The organism is Nostoc sp. ChiQUE01b, from assembly GCF_034531255.1.
Lineage (GTDB): Bacteria > Cyanobacteriota > Cyanobacteriia > Cyanobacteriales > Nostocaceae > Nostoc.
On sequence record NZ_JAVRBM010000036.1, the window covers coordinates 16,334 to 39,498 of the forward strand.

Here is a 23,165-nt window from a genome sequence, read left to right on the forward strand (position 1 = left end):
GAGTTTAGTAACCAAAATGGTTTTTTGTAACGAAAATTCTGATGTTTGTAACAAAAAAAATGAGTTTTTATAACGAAAATTGCGACTTGAGTTAATCAAGTCGCAATTTTTATAACTAAAATTAGGGTTAATATTCAGAGAATATCGCGTTTTGCCAGAAATTGGTACATCTGCCAACGTGCATCTACTTCAGCTTGGGCTTGTTCTAACAAGTGCTTGGCAACGTCGGGTTTGCTCTTAGTGAGCATCTTGAAGCGATTTTCTTGATACATCGAATGTTCTACAGATTGCGTAGGCGATCGCATATCCAATTGCAATGGATTTTTACCCTGGTTAAGCAACTCTGGATTATGCCGATACAGCAACCAACGACCTGATTCTACCAGAGTTTTCTGGTGATTCATCCCTGTAGTCATGTTAATGCCGTGGGCAATGCAATGGCTGTAAGCAATAATCAGTGATGGGCCATCATAAGCTTCTGCTTCCAAAAATGCTTTCAGAGTATGTTCATCTCTAGCACCAAGGGCTACACTTGCTACGTAGACATTTCCGTAGGTCATCGCAATCATCCCTAAGTCTTTTTTAGGTGCTGGCTTACCACTAGCGGCATATTTAGCAACTGCGGCTCGTGGCGTGGCTTTGGAAGACTGACCGCCTGTATTAGAATACACTTCTGTATCCATCACCAAAATGTTGACGTTTCGACCAGTAGCAATTACATGATCGATACCACCAAAATCAATATCATAAGCCCAACCATCACCACCAACAATCCAGACGCTTTTTCTCACCAAGTAATTTGCAAGGGATTTGAGATTTTGGATTTTGGATTTGAGATTGGGATCGAAAGTTACAATTTCATCTAACTTCTGCTGCAACAGTTCTATTCTTTCGCGCTGTTCCCAAATGTCAGCTTCAGATTTTTGTTCAGCTTTCAGGATTGACTGAACTAAATCACCAGAAATTATTGATTGGCTCATTTCCCCACTCCCCAATTCTTGCAACAATTCCGTCGCAAACTCAGCTTGTTTGTCGAGGGAAAGGCGAAAGCCATAACCGAATTCAGCGTTATCTTCAAATAGATTATTAGACCACGCGGGGCCGCGTCCTTCGGCGTTGGTTGTCCAAGGAGTTGTGGGGAGATTACCACCATAAATTGAAGAACAACCTGTAGCATTGGCGATGACGGCGCGATCGCCAAACAATTGTGTTAATAATTTCAAATAAGGTGTTTCACCACAACCTGCACAAGCACCAGAGAATTCAAATAATGGTTCTTGCAGTTGTTGTTGGCGAATCTGGTTTAATTTTAGCGATCGCCTGTCAGGATTAGGTAAACTCAAAAAGAAATCCCAGTTTTTCCGCTCTTGCTCTTGCAATGGCAACTGCTTTGCCATGTTAATTGCTTTCAGCGATGGCTCAGATTTATTTTTAGCAGGGCAAATATTTACACAAATCGTGCATCCCGTGCAGTCTTCTGGGGCAACTTGAATGGTAAATTTTTGATTGGCAAAGTCTTTATCTTTTGCACCAGTTGACTTGAAGGTTTCTGGTGCATTAACTAACTCATCGGCTTGATAAGCCTTTGCCCGGATGGCACTGTGCGGACAAACCATAACGCACTTACCACATTGAACGCAGACATCCGGCTCCCACACAGGTATCTCTTCGGCAACGTTACGTTTTTCCCACTTGGCAGTGCCTACGGGAAAGGTGCCATCAACAGGTAGTGTGCTAACAGGTAAATCATCACCTTCCCAAATCATGATTTTACCCAAAACTTCTCGCACAAATTCGGGAGCGGAGTTAAGTGAGGAGTGAGGAGTTAAGAGTGAGGAGTTAGGAGTGGGGATTGTTTGTGGGACATCTACTTTATGTAAGTTGTCTAAGGTGTTGTCTACAGCTTGCAAGTTCATGCGAACAACTTCTGCACCTTTTTTACCGTAAGTTTTATCAATCGCTTGTTTGATTTTAGCGATCGCTTCTTCTTGCGGCAAGACACCCGCTAAGGCAAAGAAGCATACCTGCATAATCGTGTTAATTCTGCCACCCATCCCACTTTCACGGGCAACCTGGCTAGCATTGATTACGTATAACTTCAAATGCTTGTCGATAATTTGTTGCTGCACCTTCATCGGCAGATATTCCCAAACGGTATCTGCATTGTATGGACTGTTAAGTAACAAAGTCGCCCCAGGAATAGCAGCCTTCAAAATATCTATGCGTTCCAGAAATCCCCAGTGATGACAACCAATAAAGTTGGCTTGATCAATTAGGTAGGTGGAGCGAATTGGCTCTTTACCGAAGCGGAGGTGAGAGACGGTCATTGAGCCAGATTTCTTAGAATCGTAGACAAAGTAGCCTTGGGCGTAATTGTCAGTTTCTTCACCAATAATCTTGATAGAGTTTTTGTTAGCGCCAACAGTACCATCAGCGCCCAACCCATAGAACATTGCCCGAACAACATTATCCGATTCTGTAGAGAAATTAGGGTCAAAGTTGAGAGAAGTATGACTAACGTCGTCATTAATCCCAATCGTAAAGTGATTTTTTGGTTTAGCTTGGGCAAGGTTGTCAAAAATGCCCTTCACCATCGCCGGAGTAAATTCTTTAGAAGAAAGACCGTAACGACCACCCACAATTTTAGGGGATGAGGAAGTATTTTCTTCCCCTGCCTCCCCTGCTTTCTCTGCTCCCCCTGCTCTCTTATCTGCCCACGCCTCATGGATAGCAGCCACGACATCCAAATACAACGGTTCCCCGGCGCTACCTGCTTCTTTAGTGCGATCGAGAACTGCGATCGCTTTTACACTAGTTGGTAATACTGCAACAAACCTTTGGATATCAAAGGGGCGGTAAAGTCGCACTTTCACTACACCAAGTTTTTCACCACGGGCGTTAAGGTAATCTACTGTCTCATGGACGGTTTCACAACCTGAACCCATAAGAACGATAACGCGATCGGCATCGTTAGCACCGTAATATTCATAGATTTGATAATGCCTTCCCGTGCGTTCGCCAAATTCATCCATGATACGTTGGACAATTTCTGGACAGGCGTTGTAATAAGGGTTAGCACCTTCACGTCCTTGGAAGTAGACATCGGGGTTTTGGGCAGTCCCTCGCAATACGGGACGATCTGGGGTGAGGGCACGGCTGCGGTGGGCGAGTATGAGGTTATCGTGGATGAGCGATCGTAAATCGTCATCTGAGAGCAATTTGACTTTCTGCACTTCATGGGAGGTGCGGAAGCCATCAAAGAAATGCATAAAGGAGACTCGCGTCTCTAGGGTAGCAGCATGGGCGATAAGAGCAAAATCTTGACTTTCCTGCACCGAAGCGGAACACAGCAGGGCAAAACCAGTCGCCCGAGCTGCCATTACGTCGCTATGGTCGCCAAAAATTGATAAAGCATGAGTAGCCAAGGAACGAGCAGCAACGTGAACCACGGCACTAGTCAACTCACCAGCAATTTTGTAGAAGTTGGGTATCATCAACAATAATCCCTGAGATGCAGTAAAGGTGGTACTCAGAGAACCTGTTTGCAATGCTCCATGCACAGCACCAGCCGCTCCCCCTTCGCTCTGCATCTGCACGACACTGGGAATAGTACCCCAGAGGTTAGGACGATTTTCTGCTGACCAAGCATCAGCCCATTCACCCATTGCTGAAGAGGGGGTGATCGGATAAATGGCAATCACTTCATTTAATTTGTAAGCAACACGAGCAACAGCCTCATTCCCATCGATAGTTGCAAAGGTTTTGTTCATAATATGATTTTTGTCCCCGCCTCTAAGCTGCATTATCAGAACACGTGAATATAAGAATCAGAAATAGCCAGTACTAGAAAGTAAGTGTATTATCTGCATTAAAGATTTATCAGTAGGATTTACTCCGTGTTAAAGGATAGTTTGTTGATAGCTTTAAGCTCTTAAGTTAACTTTGAACAAATATTGCATCTATTAATATCTCATCTGCAATCCTGCATCTATTAATATGTATTAATAATGTACTCAATGACCAAAGTCTTTATTTGATAACACTTTAAAACAATTTATTCTTTTTTGTGGGGTATAGGGTCGGGAACAATACTACTCGGTTAAGAAAATTTGTAGATTATACCAATTTGAAAAAAATGCGACAAATAGACCATTTGTAGAGACGCGATTCATCGCGTCTTTACCCAAGGATGTGTTTCAATCATTAATTGAATTGGTATTAGTTGCAGGTGATGAAACCCAACAAAGCTCTGAAAATATTGCGTCTAAGTTCCTCAACCAACCTACACTGAAGTTGTTTTTTAAGCAAAACCTACGCAGTTTTGGGACTATTTACTACAATGGTCAAATATCACTTGCAATCCCATAGCAACAGCAGAAAGATGGCAATAAAAATTACATTGCTAATCGCCGATTTCCATACCATTGACTCAAATCATCCTCAATCGCCTCAAGAATCGCGATCGCCTCAGTTATTGATTTTGCATCGGCAGCTAAAAGTGCAAACGCTCGCTCAACCCGTTGTTGATAGTCAGTAGGGCAAATAGCAAACGTATTAGCAACTGCGTTGGCGTAGCCCGCCGCAGGCATCGCCCCCTTTTCATTCAACAGGTAATTTTCATTGAGCGCGAATAAAACCTGATTAATACACGCCACGCTGCGGAAACAACAACCTGCTGCGTAAACAACATCATTGCGTGCGATCGCCTTTTTTGCCACCAACAGCGAGAAACTTATTTCCCAGGCGAAAGTATCAATAGTTGCCTGTTTCAGCCCAACTGGATAAAGCTCTGTTTTTACCTTCAAAGCTTTTAAAACACCATCGGGGTCGTAAAGTGCCTGACAAATAGCAATTTCCCCCATATAAATAGAGGACACAAAGCCATGAGGGTGTCCTGGTTGATAATCAATAGTAATGCGTCCTATATGGCAATCATCAATCACACGATTGACCTTCGCCAAATCACGATAGAGGAGATCTACACCTACACCTTCTACCACAAGCCAACCGCCGCCGTTAATCCACTTTCCCCATTCACCAATCGCAGTAATCAAATTTACGCGATGGTTATCATCAAGCTCACAGGCAAGACGATTTAGAGCAATTAAATCGGGTGGATTTTCTGGATTATAATAAATCCCCAAATCCACATCTGACTTTAGGGTATGGTTGCCCCGTGCCCGTGAACCACCCAAGGCGATCGCTGTAATTCCCTCAATTGACAGCAAACTTGAAACAATATGGTTGATGAATTGAGGCGATTCTTTATTCATAGATTTTTGCATTGCTGCCATAAAGTTTAACCAAAGGTAAACCTCTATGGGGAATACTACTAATAAAAAGCTGCTTGATATCGTTCGATTTATATGATAAAAAATAACTCAAGACTGCAATGAGGATTGGTATCAAGACTAAACTTAGGGGAACACCTATCGAGATAAAAACCAATGTTAATAGTACAAAAATAAGAATACCAATATTACTAAAGGTTTGTACCTTTTCTAGAAAAACCAGAGAATTACGACAACTTGGACAATGCTTTGTGTGTCTATGCCATCGGTCATATAGTTGTTCTTCATTCAATTGTTTAACACTACCTTCCATGCACCCTTGCCATGAAGGACTACCTCCAGCAAATTCATCTAGCCATTTTCTGAAAGTTATGATACCCACGTCGGAAGTAGAAGGCATAAAATATGCTCTTTGCCATTTTTTATCTAATAATGACTGATTCACTTCTTGAGAATGCATAGCTGATAAATCTTGGTCACTTAGCTTGTATGTGGATAAGTGCTGTAACCCAGTTTCTAAATCCTTTGGGAGAATCTCATACCAAAAATTTCTTTTAACTGAATTTCCATCAGAAATAAACTTGCTAATATACCTACAATAACCTGGTTGTGTAGGAACAAAATACAACTGAAAAATATTAGTTTTACCGTTGGGATAACTATATATCGTAGTATTAGAGCAGGGTGGAGTAAACTTTCGCCTCGCCTCCATATCTTTGTTGAAGAGATTGTAACCTTGATGTTTGAGAGTAAAACCTTCTTGAGCAGATATTTCTCCAATAGATTCAAAATATTCCATAGGCACAGCTGTTTTCGGTGAAAAAAGACCTATTCCTTCATGAAGAAATTCTGCATGAGAAGGATCAAAAGTACTTTCAACAGACACGGTGTAACCAACCGGAACTTCTGTCATCTGCCAGGAGGTGGAAGATATATCTAGTTCTGATTCAGGTATGGTAGCTGGCTGCTTTGAGTTACAATCCTCAAAGGCTGTTGAACTATCATCTGCCCATACCCAAAGCAATTCTTGGATAACTTGTGTAGGATATGTTGTAACTCTTGACCTGAAACTATCACAAGCAGTTACTTCTGCTTGGCTACCAGCCAACATGGGAATTTTAGTGCATTTACCTTCACCATCAAAACACCAACCGTGATGTCTACACATTAAGTTTCCATCTTCAGTGATGCTTCCCATAGATAGTCGCACCAACTTATGAGGACAAACATCATCCATTACGATCCACTTTTGATTTTTGTCTCTCCAAATCACCAGTTTTTTCCCCAGAAGAGTGATAGGAGTGGGATTCAAATTATCTAAATAGCTTAAAGGAATAATAGGATACCACTGTTTAGTCCATGAAAACTGAGTTGAGATCACAAGAGCTAGAAACCTAATTTACACAACTATATTAACGTGAGTTCGACGAATATAAAAGCCCAAAAAGCTTGCTAGATATGAATTTGCTTAAGTGGGCAGGCAAAGTGCGATGCCTGCGGTGGTAAGTTTGACGAACTACGAATTGGTATTACTTGCTGGTAGTGTAGATTCTGTGTTATCGGTCTTCAGTTGACCATCTTCCATATAAATGATGCGATCGGCAATATCGAGGATGCGATTGTCGTGGGTAACTAGCAAAATCGTACAACCTTGTTCTTTAGCTAGCTTCTGCATTATTTCCACGACATCGCGTCCAGATTTTTTGTCAAGCGCAGCAGTGGGTTCATCTGCTAAAACAATCTTAGGATGGCTAACTAAAGCACGAGCGATCGCAACCCGTTGTTTTTGCCCTCCAGATAGTTTCTCTGGGTAATAATTTATACGATCAGCTAAACCGACAGTTTCCAAAATAGCGATCACTTTGGCATCAATATCTTGATTCAAAAAATTGTCATGCAACTCTAGAGACATTCGCACATTTTCTCTCGCTGTCAAAAACGTCATCAAGTTATGCGCCTGGAAAATATAGCCAATCTGGCGGCGAAGCTTAGTTAACTGTTGCTTTTTAGCACCACGAATTTCCTCTCCTAAGATTTTGAGACTACCTTCTTGAGCAGAACGCAATCCACCCATTAAGGTTAACAAGGTGGTTTTCCCCGATCCAGAGGGGCCAGTCATGATAACGATTTCTCCAGCCTTAATCTCCAAATTAATGTCGAATAATACTTGTTTGCAAAGCGCACCTTCACCAAAGTAGTGGTTGAGGTTACTGATAGAAATCACGGATTCTAAAACAGAAACTGTTGAGTTGGAAGTTACTGGGAAAGACTTTTGCAACATAGGATATTATAGGGCATTGGGCATTGGCGAGATCATTCTTCACTCTTGTAGAGACGCGATTAATCGCGTCTCTACTTTTAACATTTGTACAGACGCGATTAATCGCGTCTCTGAAACTAAAAAACATCGGCAGGGTCAGCAGATCGTAGTTTTCGCATAGCGATCGCCCCAGAAACACTACACATGATCACGGTCAAAATCCAAACCTGTATCGCCCGTTCCATTTTCATGAAAATAGGAAGCATCGTCGCAGCGTAGGTGACTTGATACAATCCAAAAGAAAGGATGAATCCAGGAAGAAAACCTAAAATAGCTAATAACAATGCTTCTTGAATTAGAACTCCCAAGAGATAGTTATCGGTGTATCCCATTGCTTTGAGGGTGGCGTATTCTGGCAAGTGGTCAGAAACATCAGAGTAAAGGATTTGATAAACAATCACGATGCCAACGATAAACCCGACTCCTGTACCCAAACCAAAAATGAAACCAATGCCAGTACCAGCTTCCCAGTAACTTCTCTCCACTTTGGCAAACTCTTCTGGAGTCAGAACTCTGACATCTTTAGGTAGCCCATTGACAAGTTGCGATCGCACTTTTTCAGGATCGGCATCTGGTTTAAGCGTGATTAACCCAACTTCGATGCGATCGGGTTTACGCTCTGGGAATAGCTGGAGAAAGGTGGAGTCACTGGCGATCACATTACCATCGGCAGCAAAGGAAGCACCATCAGTAAACAAACCTTTAACAAAGACGGCTTTACTATTCAGTTCCGTGTCAAATTTGCCTGTTTTCTTAAAGATATCGCCAACTGCCCCGTATTCTGGACGACCTGCCTGATCAAACAGAACTTGATACAACTGTTTAAGGTTATCCTGATTTTGATTAATTTCGGGCGATTTGAATGGTGATTGTGTCGGATCGACACCCCAAACTAAAATGGCACGCTCAAGACGTGTTTCAGGATTTCGCCACTGTCCGGTGCTGATGTAGACAGAATTCACTGACTGGACACCTTCATAACCTAATGTTTGGTATAGTCGCTCTCTGGAAAAGTTTTTTACCGAAAACAAAGTTTGAAATTGGGGATTAATTAAAACCAAATCTGCCTGTAAATTACGATGAGGTTTCACAGCGGCATCAAAAAGCGCACTTTCAAATCCCAACTGGATAAACATCAGCATATCGGCAAAGGTAATACCTGCAACTGCAACAGCCAAACGAGTTTTTTCTTTCATTAACTGCCGCCATGCTAGCGGCGTTTTGCGAAATATTTTAGAAAACATATTGAAAAAAACTTTAATACACTAGTGTTTCAGCTTGCTGTTCAAGCTGGCGCTGTCGCATGAACAGAAATAATGGAAGACCTAAAGACACACCAACCAAAAGATTACAGGCAATGTAAACCCAGAGATTTTGCATTTTCAGACGTGTCCCCTCCCAAAATATGAATGTCCATAGAACTAGCGATGAAACAATAACATCCATGCCAAAAAAACCAGAAATTTTGTTGGCAAAGAGTTGCTCAAAAAACAGCTTTATATCAAGACCATGCTCTAAGATAAATGGAATAAACTGGGAGTAAGGTAGAACGAAACCAAGTATACAAAGCAGAAGGTATATGACTTTAAGCATGATTAAATTCACCCTATAAAAAATGCTGGAATACACGAGACAACAAACAACAACTCTATATTTCAATTGCTGTCTGTACCTGTAAGTTGGTGAAACCTGCAACTCGCTTGCTGTCTTCAGGATTGAGGCGAATTTTCACCTCAATTACTCGGCTATCAAGGTTTTCTCCTGGCTGGTTGCTGAAAACGTTTTGTCTATTCACCTGCAAACCAATTTGGGCAACGGTTCCTCGCAGTTCACCAGGAAATCCCTGACTGTTAATCACTGCCTGTTGTCCTAGTTTCACTTTGCTGATGTCCGTTTGATAAACTTCTGCAACTGCCATCATCTGGTCTGTTTGCGCTAAGTCTGCAATGCCAGAATCATTAATTTTTTCTCCGACTCGCGTATGAATTTTGATGATCTGTCCCGCCATCGGTGCTTTGATATAAGCACCCGCTAACTCGGTTTGGGCATGTTTGAGTGTAGCGATCGCATTTTCAACTTCTGTCTTGGCTGCGGCTATGTCTACAGGTCGGACTTCTGCAATACTGGTAAGCGTGGCTTTGGCTTCACTAACTTGCTTGCTACCAGTGGCGTTAGTGCGGGCGAGTGTTGCTTTGGCTTCGGCAAGTTCTTTGCTAGCAGTGGTGTTAATTCGGTTGAGAACTGCTTTGGCTTCGTCTACTTGCTGTTTGGCAGTTTCTACAGTTAAGCCTTTGCTGTCATACAAAGAATTAGAAACTGCTCCTTGAGAATAGAGCTGCTGATAACGTTGATATTCGGCTTCAGCATTTTTGAGTTCTGCTTCTAGCTTCTTAATGGTTGCCTCTTGAGCTATTCTGTCTCCTTCCCACTGTGCCTCTATGCGGAATATCGCTTCCTGTTGTGCTGTTTTGTCTCCTTGGGACTGAGCTTCGAGACGTTCAACGCTTGCCTGCTGGGCGTTAATTTCTCCTGCTTTTGCTCCAGCTTGCACTTGAGCGAGTTTAGCTTGAGCAACTCTGACTTGTTGTTGGGCTTGTATTACAGCAGTTTGCAAGCGATCGCGGGCGTCTAAAATTGCTACCACCTGTCCGGCTTTAGTGCGATCGCCCTCTTTGACTAGGATTTTGGCAATGCGATCGCCATCCAATGCCAAGGGCGCAAACAAGCTAATTACCTCTGCTTCTGGTTCTAACCGTCCCAATGCAGCCACTTTTTGACTTTTGAGCGGGGTTTCTATTGGCTCAGATTTCTCAGTTTGACCAACTAACCCAAACTGAGAAATCCCATAAACAACAATTGCACTTGTAATAGCAGTAGCTGCAATTACTAATGCAATTAACCTTTTACTGGAAGCTTTGGATGATAGCTTTTCAACCATCTCTTTTGTTCTCATAAAACTTTTGTTTCCTGTGTAAAATTTTAGCTGCTAATGATGATCAACAATTGTTAATTATCTTTGACATCCAAATAAATTTATTTATTATATCTTCAAAACTTTGAAAGTTATAGAGGTACGAAATATAGCTATAAAACATTACCAAAAGCCTATTCAACTCTTGGTTTATGCTGCATATTGCGGCAAGTATGCCGTCAGCATTTTGCCTAACAACGCACATTGTTCAATAAAATCAATTGTTTCATCACCCCATAACTTCTCTAGAATTAAACCATTTAGAAAGCTCAAGACAAAAGAAGCTAATACTGCATCTTGAATACCCAAAAAATCACAGGCTGCCTGCTGATACCGCTTATTAGTACGCTTAAAAATACTATTTTTTAACATTTCTTTAGAGTCTTTATGTTGACAAAAATCAATCCAAATGTAAGTCCATTTAATGAAGTAATCTTCGTTTTTCACTAGGTATCTTCCTAATGCTTCCATTGACTCTTGTAGCGTTTGCGCTCCTTCTAGTTCAGCTAATGCTGCACTTAAATCCTGCTCACATATCTCCTGGGCTAATTGCTCAAATAGAGCTTGTTTGCTAGGAAAATAGTGGTACAACGTACCAGTAGAAACCCCTAATCTTTCAGCAATTTGGCGCATAGTGATGGAACCATAGCCTTTTTGGGCAAATAAATCAAAACACTTGTCGAGCAGTTCTTTACGGTATTGCTCATGGTCAACAATCTTAGGCATGATTTAGCTTATTTATATCGAACGGTTGTTATATATTATATAGCATATTTGCTGGTGATACGTTAAAGCAAGGTTGATTGATTGAAATCGAACATGCGTTATAGTTTAACCTAGTTTTGCGCTAAATGTAATACTCATCAATTTTAATGTTTGCCATTTAGTATAAGACTATGATTTGATTTTGGTAAAAACTCCGTATATTCTTGGTGAAGAACGGTAAAATAATAATCAGTGTATTTTTATACGGTAAAATAATAATTAATGCGTTTTTTATTAAGTATAATTTATGCCTTATCGGAGAAAATTTTTAACAAGAGCAGGATACACAACCCTTTCTGCGTTATTGACTATGGGGTTTTTACAAAAGGATAAGCAAAAAGAAGACCATAGCACGAATGCTGATATAGCAAACTATACAAGCAGAAATGTAAATTCTTCCCTTCGGCAATTAGCTGCCGCCAAAGGAAAGCGTTACGGCGCAGCAATTTCTAATGAATTTTTGCAAACAGAGAAAGATTACGCTAACCTGATGGCTCGTGAATGTTCGATTGTGACACCGAATGGTGAATTAAAATGGGATGCTACTGAACCACAGCCAGGATTATTTACCTTTGAGTCAGGAGATGCGATCGCTGATTTCTGCCAAAAACATAAGATAGAATTGCACGGGCATACCCTTTTCTGGCACATGGGAAAACCAGACTGGGTTCCTTACCCTCCTACACCTAAGATGATCGAACGCCATGTTAAAGGAGTCATGGGGCATTATCGTAATAGTCCCGTTTTAAAGTCTTGGGATATTGCCAATGAAATTATCGCCGATAGTGAAAATCAAACTGATAACGCAACAACCGGTTTGCGTAAAGGGGTAAAACCAGAATTGATTCGAGACTTGTTTTTAATTGCCGCTTCAGTTGATAGCAGCAAGAAATTTTACCTAAACGATTTTGGTATTGAAGGCACTACATGGAAATCAGAACGTTTCTTAAGAATGGTCGAATATCTAAAGAATAGTGGAGTTAAAATTGACGGGGCAGGTATCCAATCACATCTATGGTTTTCTACTGCATATCCTTTTGACGAAAAAGGATTTAATTCGGTCTTAAAACGGCTTAACGATCTTGAAGTGAAACCAATAATTACGGAATTAGATATTATCATTGATAGCCCGCTACCGGATAGTATCAAAAGCCTAGACCAAATGGTAGCCGATAGTTACAAGCGATATCTTGACCTGTGCTTTGCAGCTAAGGTCGATACTGTAATTACATGGGGACTTACCGACCGTCATACCTGGATACGTCATCCCGACTGGATGCCAAGAAAAATCTTTAGAAACAATCCAAGTCTCTGGAAATTTCTGCGTCCGCTTCCCTTCGATGAGAACCTACAATCTAAACCAGCCCGCCATGCTATAGCCCAGGCTTTTCAGGAATCAACTTGATACTCCACCTAAACGGAAATATAGCATTTCCTCAGCAACTGAGGTACATCCAAATCTTGTTTACCAAGCTTAGTAGCTTTGAAAATGTACCTCATTCTGCCGAGAACTGCTATAGAACCCATTTGGGATCTATCTATTCGCCAACCGCTTGAGCATCAGTCGAATGAAACAGAGATTGAGTTTTGCTGTCGCATGACTTAAGGTACGCTCAAAGTTTTTGACTAAGCTCTTACACCGCTCCATCCAAGCATTGGAACGTTCAATGATCCATCGTGTTGCAACTGGGACAAATCCTGCTTTGCCTTGGGCTGCTTTTTCGGCTTTCGTCGGCTTAGGTGCAAGTTGACTTCTATCTTGGTCAAGACTTGTGGATAGAGTTTTTCCAGGGCAGTGCTGATTGTGTTTGGGTGATAGCCGTGGTCGAGCAGGATGGTAATTTTAGGAATGTTGACAGGCTTGGCTCGAAAGTAATCCAGGTTGTGGCTCAAGAGTTCAATTAAGCCTTGATCATCGGTCACACTGGCTTTACTACAATGTGTGAAAAATGGTAGTCCTAGCGTATCAACAGCGAGATGTCGTTTGATGCCATTGGTGCATTTGTAATGACAGAACCCTTTGGATTCAATACTTGCAGTGCAGGTATTCTTCACCGCAAGGGAAGTCGATGATCAGCAATCTTGTCCACTTCGGTTTTTTTTGGCTTGTTGCCGCACCTGTGAATGCAACGCACTCATCATCCCTTCTAGAACCCCATCCACACGCCACTGCTTGTAATGCCAGAAAACGGGCGAGTAGGGCGGCAAGTCTTTCGGCAAATCACACCAGTTACAACCATTTTTTAGTTGGTAAAAGATACCATCCAGGATTTGGCGCTTTGTCCATCGCGGCGGTCTGGTTTTCTGCTTTTTTGGCAGTAATGGTTCAATTAGTTCCCACTCTTTATCGGTTAAGCTGCTGGTGTACGGCATTTATTTTTGATCCTAGCTCATTGCCAGAGATCCCAAATGGGTTCTATAGTACTTTTAAGTATTATTCTAAGCAAAATAATTGGAAATATTTTTCGCTATTCACGATTATGAAAGTTGAATAAGACTTACTGACTAATTAATCATTAAACCTTAGTACAACATTTCATAAATTCGTGACGAATTGAGCGACCTACTGGTAAGACTTTGAGAGACTCGATCAAGCTACGAACTTGTGAAATTTCGTACTTAGAAATACCAGCAGGTTATTTTTTTTCCGTTTACTTGAGATACTCCAAATTTCTCGTAAAAATAATGTGCCAACAAACCAAGGCTCAAGTAAGTAACGTCTCCAAAGCCTTTTCGGTTCAGATAACAAGCGATACAACCATTCTAACCCCACCTTTCCCATCCAGCGAGGAGGAGTAGGTATTGCTCCTGCTATATAGTCCATACAGGCTCCACTAGTCAAAATAGTATTGGTATGAAGATGTTCAAGATTTTCATAAATCCAATACTCTTGGCGTGGCATACCCATTCCCACCATTAATATATGGGGTTTGTAAGCATTAATTGCAGCTACAGTGGCAAGATTTTCTTGACTATCTTTATTTATATCAATATAGCCATGAGCGCAAGCAATCTGTAAACCAGGAAATTTCTGGCATAAAATATTTGCTGCTTTTTCAGCAACTCCTGGCTTTGAACCTAAATAGAATACACGCCAGCCTTTGGTAGCAGCTTCTGCCATCAGAGGCCATACCCAGTCAGCATAGGTTACTCTTTGTTCACGTTTAATTGGAAAACCCAACAGCTTTCCAATAAATACTAAAGGCATACTATCAATATGAGTATATTCTGCCTTGGAATAAAAAGCTTGCATTTTTAGATCGTTATGGAAGAGATAAAGACTATGTAAGTTATGATTAGCAATAATCCATTTTTCATACCGATCAATAGATTCTTCAATCAATAAATTTAAGTCAAGGATAGAGAGTGCATCCACTTGAGCACCAATAACTTTATAAGAAAATCGCTTTTTCATATTTTGTTTGTTTTTCTTTTGATGAATATGAGATTTTATCTCAATTTAAAGGTGAGTAATGAAGTACTTAAATATTGAAATAACTAAGTTTTCTAGTTAAAATTTATTATCTAAATATAACTAAAAAGCACTTGTTTTCATCAGGATTTCTGCGATATTCTGTGCTCTTGCATTCCAGGAATACTTTTCTGTAATTAAAGTATATGCTGTCTCTACAAGTGATTGATATTTATCAAGATTTGAAGCAGCATCAAGTATTGTGTTAGCAACTTCTTCACTAGAGTATCCTGTTACTAACAGATGTTCTAAGTGGTGAAATTCTTCTAAACCTCGCAAGCCTTCTGATGTTGATACAACTAATTTTCTACTAGCAAAATAATCTAATGCTTTATTGCGAGCACCACCTGCTACTGCTTTTTTTGAAAATGGCAACAAAGCAATATCTGCATATTTCAGATGAGCGATAAAATCTTCTCTTTTAGGTAAAAAGCCTAAAAAAGAAATGTTAGAAGGTATTGGTTCTGAAATATCACTACTATCCCTACCAATGACAACAAAGTATACTTTTTCTTGATGACTTTCAAGGGATTGAGCAACCTCAATAGCCATTGATACAGACATATCATTAGTTGGAAATTGAAATGTTTTGGGAGCAATAATAACCACTATTTTAGCTGGTCTGAATGCTTGATAGGGGTCTTTATCTGGAAAAACTTCAGTCTTGAGTAAGTCTTCAGTCACTCCATTCCCGATAGAATAAATTTGCTGTGGAGTTTTTCCATACCAATGGGAAATTAGTTTAGGAATTGATTCACCTGCTGCAATAATTGGACTACCAGAGAATATTAAAATTCCCTGAGCAATATATGTCTTAATACATTGTGCAAACTCTTTGAAAGGATTGGCAACTGAAAACAAGCGCATCCAGTATTCATAAGGCGAAAATGTATGAAAATCTAAGACAAGAGAGGAACTACTGTGTTTTCTAAGCTTTAGTGAAACTAAAGCAGCCAATCCAGGTAGTGTTTCTTGAGCATACACAATGTCTGGACAAAACTCGTCGATGCACTTTTCTATGGATTGAATATATGACTTCAAGCTTCTCGATCCAATAGAAAGAGAAGGTGCATAATTAACAGATGAACAATCTAAACCTAGCTGAAAAACATCAAAATGTTTAGTAAGATATTGTCCTAGATAAAAAGGTCTAGTAAATGCACCAAATGGCTGACTAGAATCGAGGGTTGAGACAATCAGTAAGCGTTTACCCATAAAATGATTGTTGATTATAATTTTATAGTTTGAAACTACATTTGTCAAATTATTAAGATAGTTATAATTTATCCAAATATTATCCACTAATGACTATCATGCAAGTCTCAAACTTCTGAATTGGTTTGATTAACATCCTCAGAAAATGTAGGAGAAGTTGCCAAATTTTTGTAACCAATAATTGCTCTGATATAGGGTAAGAACCAGTAAAATATCCAGAATGGCCCAGAGTGTCTGCTACAAAATATAGTCCATGATTTCAATGGAAATGCTTTAATTTGTAGTACTTTTTTCAAGCGTTTTAAGAGATTTAAATTGGTATCTGCCCAACTATTGCGGATAGCATTTTTAGTACAAGTACCAATATACCCAGGAGCTACCCATATTTTACAACCCAATTTACGCGCTCTCAGGGCATAATCTAAATCTCCTAAACTATGAACAAAAGCTGTATCAATATTGCCAACTTTGGCAGCAACACTTTTAGGAATTAGCACGCAGTTACCATACATAGCATCGCATTTTTGGATAATGGAACTTGGTTCTAAAAATTCAAACTTATTAGAATACCATTTTTTAGATTTTACCGCTCCTCCATAGGTTGCTTTTCCTGTAATTGAGTCTTTAGTTGAACCAACTACAACTGAGTCTCGGTAACCAAGTTCTGTCAAATTTTGATGAACCTGTAATAGTTTACTCACAGCATTGGCTTCCAGAAATGTGTCATCATTCAACCACAGATAATAATCATATTGATATTTTATTGCTTCACTAAAAGCTAGATGCATTCCTCCCACCCAAAATAAATTGCCGTTACCCTGAAGAATTTGTACTTCTGGATATTCTGCTTTAACAGCCTCTGTAGTAGCATCAGAACTCCCATCATCAGTTAAATAAACATCACAATGATTTTTTTGCTGATATAAAGCATTTAGACAGGCAAGAGTTGTATTACGTCTGTTATGACATGTCATAATTACAGCTAGATTTGCTTTATTCATTTCATTGACCTCATATAATATGTACAAAAATGATTAATTCAAATAATAAACTTATACGCAACTCTGACAGATAATCTTCATAATCTAAATTATCAAACTTCTTCCTTTCATATATTGTTATAGCATTTTAAAACTTAACTCTCTTTTCTATCCAGCCACTAAAATTAATATCTAAATTAAAGTTTTTTAGTTTTTGTTCCATTCTTCTGACTCCCAAGAGATATCGATGCCAAACTGATACACGAGGCATATTAAGTCTGACAACCTCTTCACATAACCATTGATATTTATCTGAATTGCTATTAAATTTTTTCAATCTTTTTATTTGTCCCTTCCAATCGTTATAAAAAAATAAGTTGAAATAATGAATTGATATAATATCATCCCAATGTTTAATTTGTATTTCTTTTGATAAACGGTTATGTAAAGGTAATGGATAACTATAATTAGGAGGAAGATGTTCAACGTTTTCTTCCAAGGCACATAAAGTTACAGACAAAACAGACTGCTCAACAAAATAAATACCCTGGGGAGGAGTAATATCCAAGCGCATTACTTTTTCAAAGTTCTCTTTCCAAGTTGTAAATATACCCGCACTCCTTCTTACAGCAACCAAACCAGAATTCCAGTAGGCTCTGATTCTTTTATTACCAATTGGTGTGTCAACAAATACCTCACGCTTTACTCCCAGTACTTCATATAGTTTTTGCCAATACCAATCTTGAGGGTCTTGCAGACCTGTAGAACCAATTCCTTGACCATACTCAGGACGCATCCGTACATTACAATCTACTGGCAATAAAAATTCTTTTGGTTCAGAAAAAAAGCATTTGTCACTGTCCAAAAAAACCAATATTTCTGCATCGACATTTTTTTCTGCATAGGCACAAACTAAGGGTTTATTGGCTAAATAATATTCATGAAATTCTCGATTGATTGGAATTTGTTGATGAATCACCTCCAATGCTTCAAACGCTTGTTGGGTTTGCTTTAATATCGGTTCACCTACTCTAGGATGAAAACTATATATAGGTGTATTTTTCAATTCGCCGCAGAACTTACGAATACTTTCTGCAAGCATCAAAGATTGACCTTCTAAACGACCAGGTTCTGTACAAATTATAAAAGCTATAGGTATTGACATATTATGAAGTATTGATTTACTAAGTTAATTACTCAATGAAGATTTCTTTGCTCTCATCAATATTTCCTGAAACAAGGCTGAATAACGACGTGCTTGAAGTTCCAGAGTGAATTCTTGCTCGGCTTTATCGCGAGCATAAAATGACAGTTTTTGCAACCTCTGTTCATTTTCAAGAACCCAGGTAATTCCTTTGGCAAAATCTTCAACTTCATAAGGTTTAGCCAAATAGCCGTTCTGCTGATGATCAACAATATCTTTTAAGCCAGTAGAATTAAACGCCACAACTGGAGTACCACAAGCGAATGATTCCGAAGCTGTCTGTCCAAAAGATTCTTGAAGAGACGGTACAAGCATTACATCAGCTGCTGAGTAAACAGTTGCTAAAGATATAGCATCATGTAAGTGTCCCAAATAGTGGCTTTTGAAGCCTAAATCAGGTGGATTTTCGGGTTGAGATGCTCCAAAAATCACAACTTCCAAGTCATCCTTCCAGCCAGATTTACTTAATTCTTGTAAAGCTGGTTGCAACAAATGAAATCCTTTATTTCTATCGCTTGTTGCTTCTATCGCTCCAAAGAGTATCAGCTTTTTATCTTGAGGTAGATTGAGTGCTTCTCGTGCAAAATGTTGATTAATCGGTCGATATTTTTGAGTATCTAGTCCGTGGGGAATTACCTCAATTTGCAAATTCTGGAATAAAGAACTGGAATGAGCGCACTCTGCTAACCAAGAACTTGGGGAAACCAGAGTTAAATTTAAATTTTTCCAAGCTTTTACTTTACGCTGCCATACCCAACGGGATAAATCCCATTCATTACCACTGCTGAGTTGAGGACAAGCCCCACAGGATACTTTGTAGCGATCGCATTCTCCAGTAACGTGACACCCTCCAGTAAACCCCCACATATCATGGAGAGTCCAAACTAGAGGACGCTTCAGTTTAGCAAAGGTTTCTATTTGCATAAAACCTCCACTAATCCAATGCAGATTGATTATATCTGGATTAATCTGGGCAACTTTAGGAATAACTCTATCTGGCAACCATTGAGTAAAAAATGGAGTATTTTTCTTTTGGCGATAAAGCTTTAATGGCAAACTTTCAACTGTCAACTTTGCCTTAGCAATGCCTTGAAACAGTCTAATTTTAGGTGCAATTACTGTTTTATCATTACTATATTTTTCCTGAACTAACATTTGTGACTGTAGTCCTATATCCTGTAAACCTGTGTGTAAACGATATGCAGCCCTCGCTGCACCGCCACTAATATCATGGGTACTAATATGTAAAATTTTCATTTTTATTCACTTAATAATCACTAAAACTATTTCTGACTATCAGAAAAACTAATTGACTAAAATATTTTTACGATTTCGTTGATATTCAACAGTCAAAGATAATGACGTGGTGACATACATTAACCAATTCCAGCTAGGAGTTAATAATCTGGCTTCTGAAAAATTAACTATGACTATGATAAGTAGCATCTGCATTGGCCAATAATCTTCCGGTTTTTTAGCAACAGAAATAATTCGAGTCAATGCCATTGCAAAAAACCGGACAAATCCTGCTGCAAAAGTCAAAAAACCTAAGAATCCCAATTCTAACAATAATTCTAAAAAACCATTATGGGCATTACTTGCCCAATCATAAGTAGCTCTTAATTTAGATGCAGCATTACTAGTCCAAAATCCCGAAAATCCATAACCTAACCAAGGTCTTTCCAAAATCTTGGAAATCACTAGCTCCCAGACGTCAGAGCGTCCATTGAAGGTAAGGTCTTTACCAGAAGTACCAACTACAGTTTCAGCATTATTAAGAAGTAATATTGAAGAAATCATCAGGAACATCAAAGTTGAAGTAATCAGAATAACTTGTAATTTATAATTAGTTTTTTTTAGGGATCTGTAGAAAGGTAAAAGTAATATCATTGTCAACAAAATCGTTAAAGATGTTGTTGAACGTGAGAGTATAATTAGACATATAGAGATCCCACATAATGCCCACATCAACCAGCGATATCGATGGCCACTAAGAGCAAGGTGCAAAAAAACTCCTGCACTCCAAGCCATCATGTAACCTAATTCATTTTTATGACCATAAATTCCACTCCACATACCTAGTAATTCAGGTGATTCGTGAATATAACCTGGTACGAATGCAGAAAATAGTATAGATAATGATGCAGCTACACCAAGTGCCCAAGCTATCAGCTTAATTTGTTCCTTAAGCGGATAACGCATTGCTAAATAGATGGCAATAAAATATATTCGGATTAGACCTTTTAGATAAGTAAGACTAGAACTTAGGTCTTCTGACCATAAAAGAGAAAATATAACTATTGCTAGTAAAAAAAACTGTAATGGACTTCTAGTGATTACATAAAGAAAACCTTTCCAGTATAAAATTAGGAAATAAAATAGGATTAAATATGAAACTATATTGAACAAAGTATCTAGCTTATCACCCCCAAGGGTAGATATGGAAACTTCTTGCGCAGGGTGTATTGTTAATGCCCCTACAGCAATGAGTAATAGCAAGATAGTTAATATTTTTTCTGTTAATTTTACTTTCATTTCGGATATTTAATTAATCTATTTTTTTAGCGCTGAGTAATTCAATCTTTTCTTCACTTCCTCTTTAAAAATGTCCAATGCAGTTGCTTTATAGACTGTTTTCTGTGTAAAATTATCTGCTTCTACATTCCTGACAATAAATGGTGGATGCTGTAAGGGAAAGTCCATTGCTTGCATCGACATATTGATGAACGAAAATTCTTGATTGGAAGTGAAATGAGTTGCGTCTGCACCAACACCAACATTGGAGATTAAATTGACACTGGGAATAATACTTAAGCTTCCCTGCATCCAACAAGCAAATGTCCATTGGTAATCCCAGGTTATACCTGTAGGATTGTCATAAACAGACTGAAATATTCGTTGCCAAGAATTTACCGCTTTTTGGTCTATAAGAATGTCATATAAAAGGTTTTCTGCTTGCACCTCTTTCCAGAGTTTGATAGTCAAATCATAATGTTGCCAAGCACGTCTCCAACTTGCCCAACCCCAGCAGTGGTTGTAGCGAGAAAAATAGTAACTGTAATTTGTACGTTTTTGTCCAAGTTGGAAATTTTGAGCAGAGATTGTAGCGATTCTGGTGTCATCTCTATATTTTTCTAGCAGCTCTTGACTAAACCTGAAAAAAGTTGGGTGAGGGATACAATCATCTTCTAAAATAATTGTCTCCTCAACATTATTAAAAACCCAATCTAAACCACTTGATACCCGGTTTGCACAACCTAAGTTGATATCAGAATAATTCTTTATTACTTCACAATCCCAATCAACTCTCTCAATAATAGCCCTAGTCGCTTCACATTTTTCTGCCTCACCTTCGCGGTCAATGCGGGGCCCATCTGCAATTACAAAAAGTTTTGTTGGCTTGGCTTGGCGAATAGCTTCAAAAACTTTTTCTGTTGTTTGTGGACGTTTAAAAATAATAAAAGTTACGGGTGTTTGCATAATAGTAAAGGTTAAATAATAATGATCAGCTTTTGTAAAAAATAATAAGCGATCGCACCTGAATTTTAAAGAGTTTTTCTGTTCTTGAATCAAATGCGTTGCATATAAAAGCAGCAGCAGCTTGAGATATTATTGTTGCGATCGCAGCCCCAAGTCCTGCATATTTAGGAATCAGTAATAAATTGAGAATAATGTTTAGTATTGCCCCAAATAAAGTCTTACCCAAAGAAACGTGGTTCAAACCTTCAGCAATAAACCAAGGTGATGTTGCAAGACCCATAAATACAAACAAGGAAGTCCAAATATGAACTGCTAATATTGGTCCTGCTTCTGCATATCCACTTCCAAACATCACCATAATTATCTTGTCAGATAAAAATGACATTGGCAGAGCGATTGCTAAAGATATATATGTCATTAGACTGAATAATTGTCCTATTCGCTGATAGTAAAGACTTTCTGATTTTTCCTTAGCTGCATAAATTGCCGGAGCAACAGAAGAAACAATAGCCCCTGGAATAAAATACCAAATTTCAGAAATACGCACAGCAGCAGAATAAACTCCAACCTGACTATCTCCGATCATTTGACCTAACATCACCTGATCTATTCTCATAAAAATCATGATGGCGAACCCCGAAAAAATTAGAGGTAAACTCTCTTTCAAAAGAGTTTTTGCAGTCGTAAAACTCCAACGCCATAACCATAATGAAGCCCCTTTGACTTGATAAACAATTAGCAAGCCAATTGCACTCATCGCAAATTCTGCTAATGTTATCAAAGCAAAAGCTAGCAATGGTGCTTTTGTTAGAATTAGTGTGATTTTTATGACAGTATTTAGCAAAAAAGCTGTATTTTTGGCGATTACAGTGTATTTTGACTGCACCTGTGATTGAAACCACAGCTCAATAGTATCAGACGCCCTAAAAATTCCTGCTATTCCTAAAATTGCAACTAGCCATATCTTTAGTATTTCATGCTCACCTAAGAAAAACATCGTGCTAACTGCCAAGAAAACAGAAGCAATTCCACCCAGAAATTTTAGCCAAAAAGTGGTTCCTAAAATTTCCTCTTTGTTTGATGATTGACGAACAAGATGGCGAACTACTACGTCGTCTAGTCCGAGAGTAAAAATTGGGCTAAATAAAGCAACAAAAGCTAAAGCATAGTTAAATAAACCATACTGTTGTACTCCTAAATAACGTGCTACCCATACTCCTACAACCAAGCTTGCACCCATACGCAGAATGCGGTCAGCAAACAACCAACCTGTATTGGCAATAATTGCACGCAGCCCAGAATGAGATTGAAATTTTGATAAGTTTTTAATTTTTAATTTACCTAACATTATTTTTATCAATTAATAATATGACATTTTTTATACCTATCAAGTTTGTTCGTGCAAATTTTTAATTTTCCCAAATACAAAATGAAGTGTATTGATTTATTAATTAACATCATCATATT

Annotated in this window: 19 protein-coding genes; 1 reads left to right on the forward strand and 18 read right to left on the reverse strand. The window is 38.9% G+C overall.

What is annotated here, in order from left to right; all coding sequences use genetic code 11:
- Nucleotides 1–134 precede the first annotated feature (134 nt).
- From nifJ to RMY63_RS22325, 8 genes are all read right to left on the reverse strand, one after another.
- On the reverse strand, nt 135–3,770 hold the full coding sequence (gene nifJ / locus RMY63_RS22290) for a pyruvate:ferredoxin (flavodoxin) oxidoreductase (RefSeq protein WP_322730805.1): 3,636 nt from the start codon (nt 3,768–3,770) through the stop codon (nt 135–137).
- A gap of 624 nt (nt 3,771–4,394) precedes the next feature.
- Complete coding sequence (locus RMY63_RS22295) at nt 4,395–5,273, reverse strand: nucleotidyltransferase domain-containing protein (protein WP_322730806.1); 879 nt, start codon at nt 5,271–5,273, stop codon at nt 4,395–4,397.
- Nucleotides 5,266–6,672 carry a Rieske 2Fe-2S domain-containing protein gene (locus RMY63_RS22300; RefSeq protein ID WP_322730807.1) on the reverse strand — a complete coding sequence of 469 codons (1,407 nt, stop codon included), beginning with the start codon at nt 6,670–6,672 and terminating at the stop codon, nt 5,266–5,268. The genes RMY63_RS22295 and RMY63_RS22300 overlap by 8 nt, the downstream gene beginning before the upstream one ends.
- A gap of 135 nt (nt 6,673–6,807) precedes the next feature.
- On the reverse strand, nt 6,808–7,572 hold the full coding sequence (locus RMY63_RS22305) for a DevA family ABC transporter ATP-binding protein (protein ID WP_322730808.1): 765 nt from the start codon (nt 7,570–7,572) through the stop codon (nt 6,808–6,810).
- A 116-nt stretch (nt 7,573–7,688) separates the two neighbouring features.
- Nucleotides 7,689–8,855 (reverse strand): ABC transporter permease DevC, encoded by a 1,167-nt coding sequence (gene devC / locus RMY63_RS22310; protein WP_322730809.1) that lies wholly within the window; start codon nt 8,853–8,855, stop codon nt 7,689–7,691.
- A gap of 13 nt (nt 8,856–8,868) precedes the next feature.
- Nucleotides 8,869–9,204: a DUF2834 domain-containing protein gene (locus tag RMY63_RS22315; protein ID WP_322730810.1), complete on the reverse strand. Its 336-nt coding sequence runs from the start codon at nt 9,202–9,204 to the stop codon at nt 8,869–8,871.
- 55 nt (nt 9,205–9,259) lie between these two features.
- The gene (locus tag RMY63_RS22320; RefSeq protein WP_322730871.1) at nt 9,260–10,549 is read right to left on the reverse strand and encodes an ABC exporter membrane fusion protein; all 1,290 of its coding nucleotides are present in this window, start codon (nt 10,547–10,549) and stop codon (nt 9,260–9,262) included.
- Between the two features lie 183 nt (nt 10,550–10,732).
- The gene (locus tag RMY63_RS22325) at nt 10,733–11,308 is read right to left on the reverse strand and encodes a TetR/AcrR family transcriptional regulator (protein ID WP_322730811.1); all 576 of its coding nucleotides are present in this window, start codon (nt 11,306–11,308) and stop codon (nt 10,733–10,735) included.
- A 349-nt stretch (nt 11,309–11,657) separates the two neighbouring features.
- On the opposite strand from RMY63_RS22325, the gene RMY63_RS22330 reads away from it, so the two are divergent.
- A complete protein-coding gene (locus tag RMY63_RS22330) occupies nt 11,658–12,752 on the forward strand; it encodes an endo-1,4-beta-xylanase (protein WP_322730812.1) in 1,095 nt (364 codons plus the stop codon).
- A 221-nt stretch (nt 12,753–12,973) separates the two neighbouring features.
- Here the strand turns inward: RMY63_RS22330 and RMY63_RS22340 are convergent, their stop codons facing one another.
- The 10 genes from RMY63_RS22340 to RMY63_RS22385 form a co-directional block, all read right to left on the reverse strand.
- A complete protein-coding gene (locus tag RMY63_RS22340) occupies nt 12,974–13,402 on the reverse strand; it encodes a transposase (protein ID WP_322728687.1) in 429 nt (142 codons plus the stop codon).
- 18 nt (nt 13,403–13,420) lie between these two features.
- Complete coding sequence (locus RMY63_RS22345; RefSeq protein ID WP_322728688.1) at nt 13,421–13,720, reverse strand: transposase; 300 nt, start codon at nt 13,718–13,720, stop codon at nt 13,421–13,423.
- A gap of 217 nt (nt 13,721–13,937) precedes the next feature.
- The gene (locus tag RMY63_RS22350; protein WP_322730813.1) at nt 13,938–14,762 is read right to left on the reverse strand and encodes a WecB/TagA/CpsF family glycosyltransferase; all 825 of its coding nucleotides are present in this window, start codon (nt 14,760–14,762) and stop codon (nt 13,938–13,940) included.
- Nucleotides 14,763–14,882: 120 nt separating this feature from the next.
- Nucleotides 14,883–16,034 carry a glycosyltransferase family 4 protein gene (locus RMY63_RS22355; protein WP_322730814.1) on the reverse strand — a complete coding sequence of 384 codons (1,152 nt, stop codon included), beginning with the start codon at nt 16,032–16,034 and terminating at the stop codon, nt 14,883–14,885.
- 107 nt (nt 16,035–16,141) lie between these two features.
- Complete coding sequence (locus RMY63_RS22360) at nt 16,142–17,035, reverse strand: glycosyltransferase family 2 protein (RefSeq protein WP_322730815.1); 894 nt, start codon at nt 17,033–17,035, stop codon at nt 16,142–16,144.
- A gap of 127 nt (nt 17,036–17,162) precedes the next feature.
- Nucleotides 17,163–18,179, reverse strand: a complete 1,017-nt coding sequence (locus tag RMY63_RS22365) for a hypothetical protein (protein WP_322730816.1) — start codon at nt 18,177–18,179, stop codon at nt 17,163–17,165.
- Between the two features lie 24 nt (nt 18,180–18,203).
- On the reverse strand, nt 18,204–19,475 hold the full coding sequence (locus RMY63_RS22370) for a glycosyltransferase family 4 protein (RefSeq protein ID WP_322730817.1): 1,272 nt from the start codon (nt 19,473–19,475) through the stop codon (nt 18,204–18,206).
- Between the two features lie 48 nt (nt 19,476–19,523).
- Complete coding sequence (locus tag RMY63_RS22375; RefSeq protein WP_322730818.1) at nt 19,524–20,753, reverse strand: O-antigen ligase family protein; 1,230 nt, start codon at nt 20,751–20,753, stop codon at nt 19,524–19,526.
- A gap of 18 nt (nt 20,754–20,771) precedes the next feature.
- Complete coding sequence (locus RMY63_RS22380) at nt 20,772–21,698, reverse strand: glycosyltransferase family 2 protein (RefSeq protein ID WP_322730819.1); 927 nt, start codon at nt 21,696–21,698, stop codon at nt 20,772–20,774.
- Nucleotides 21,699–21,723: 25 nt separating this feature from the next.
- Entirely contained in the window at nt 21,724–23,046 is a 1,323-nt protein-coding gene (locus RMY63_RS22385) for a flippase (protein ID WP_322730820.1), read from the reverse strand.
- Between the last annotated feature and the right edge of the window lie 119 nt (nt 23,047–23,165).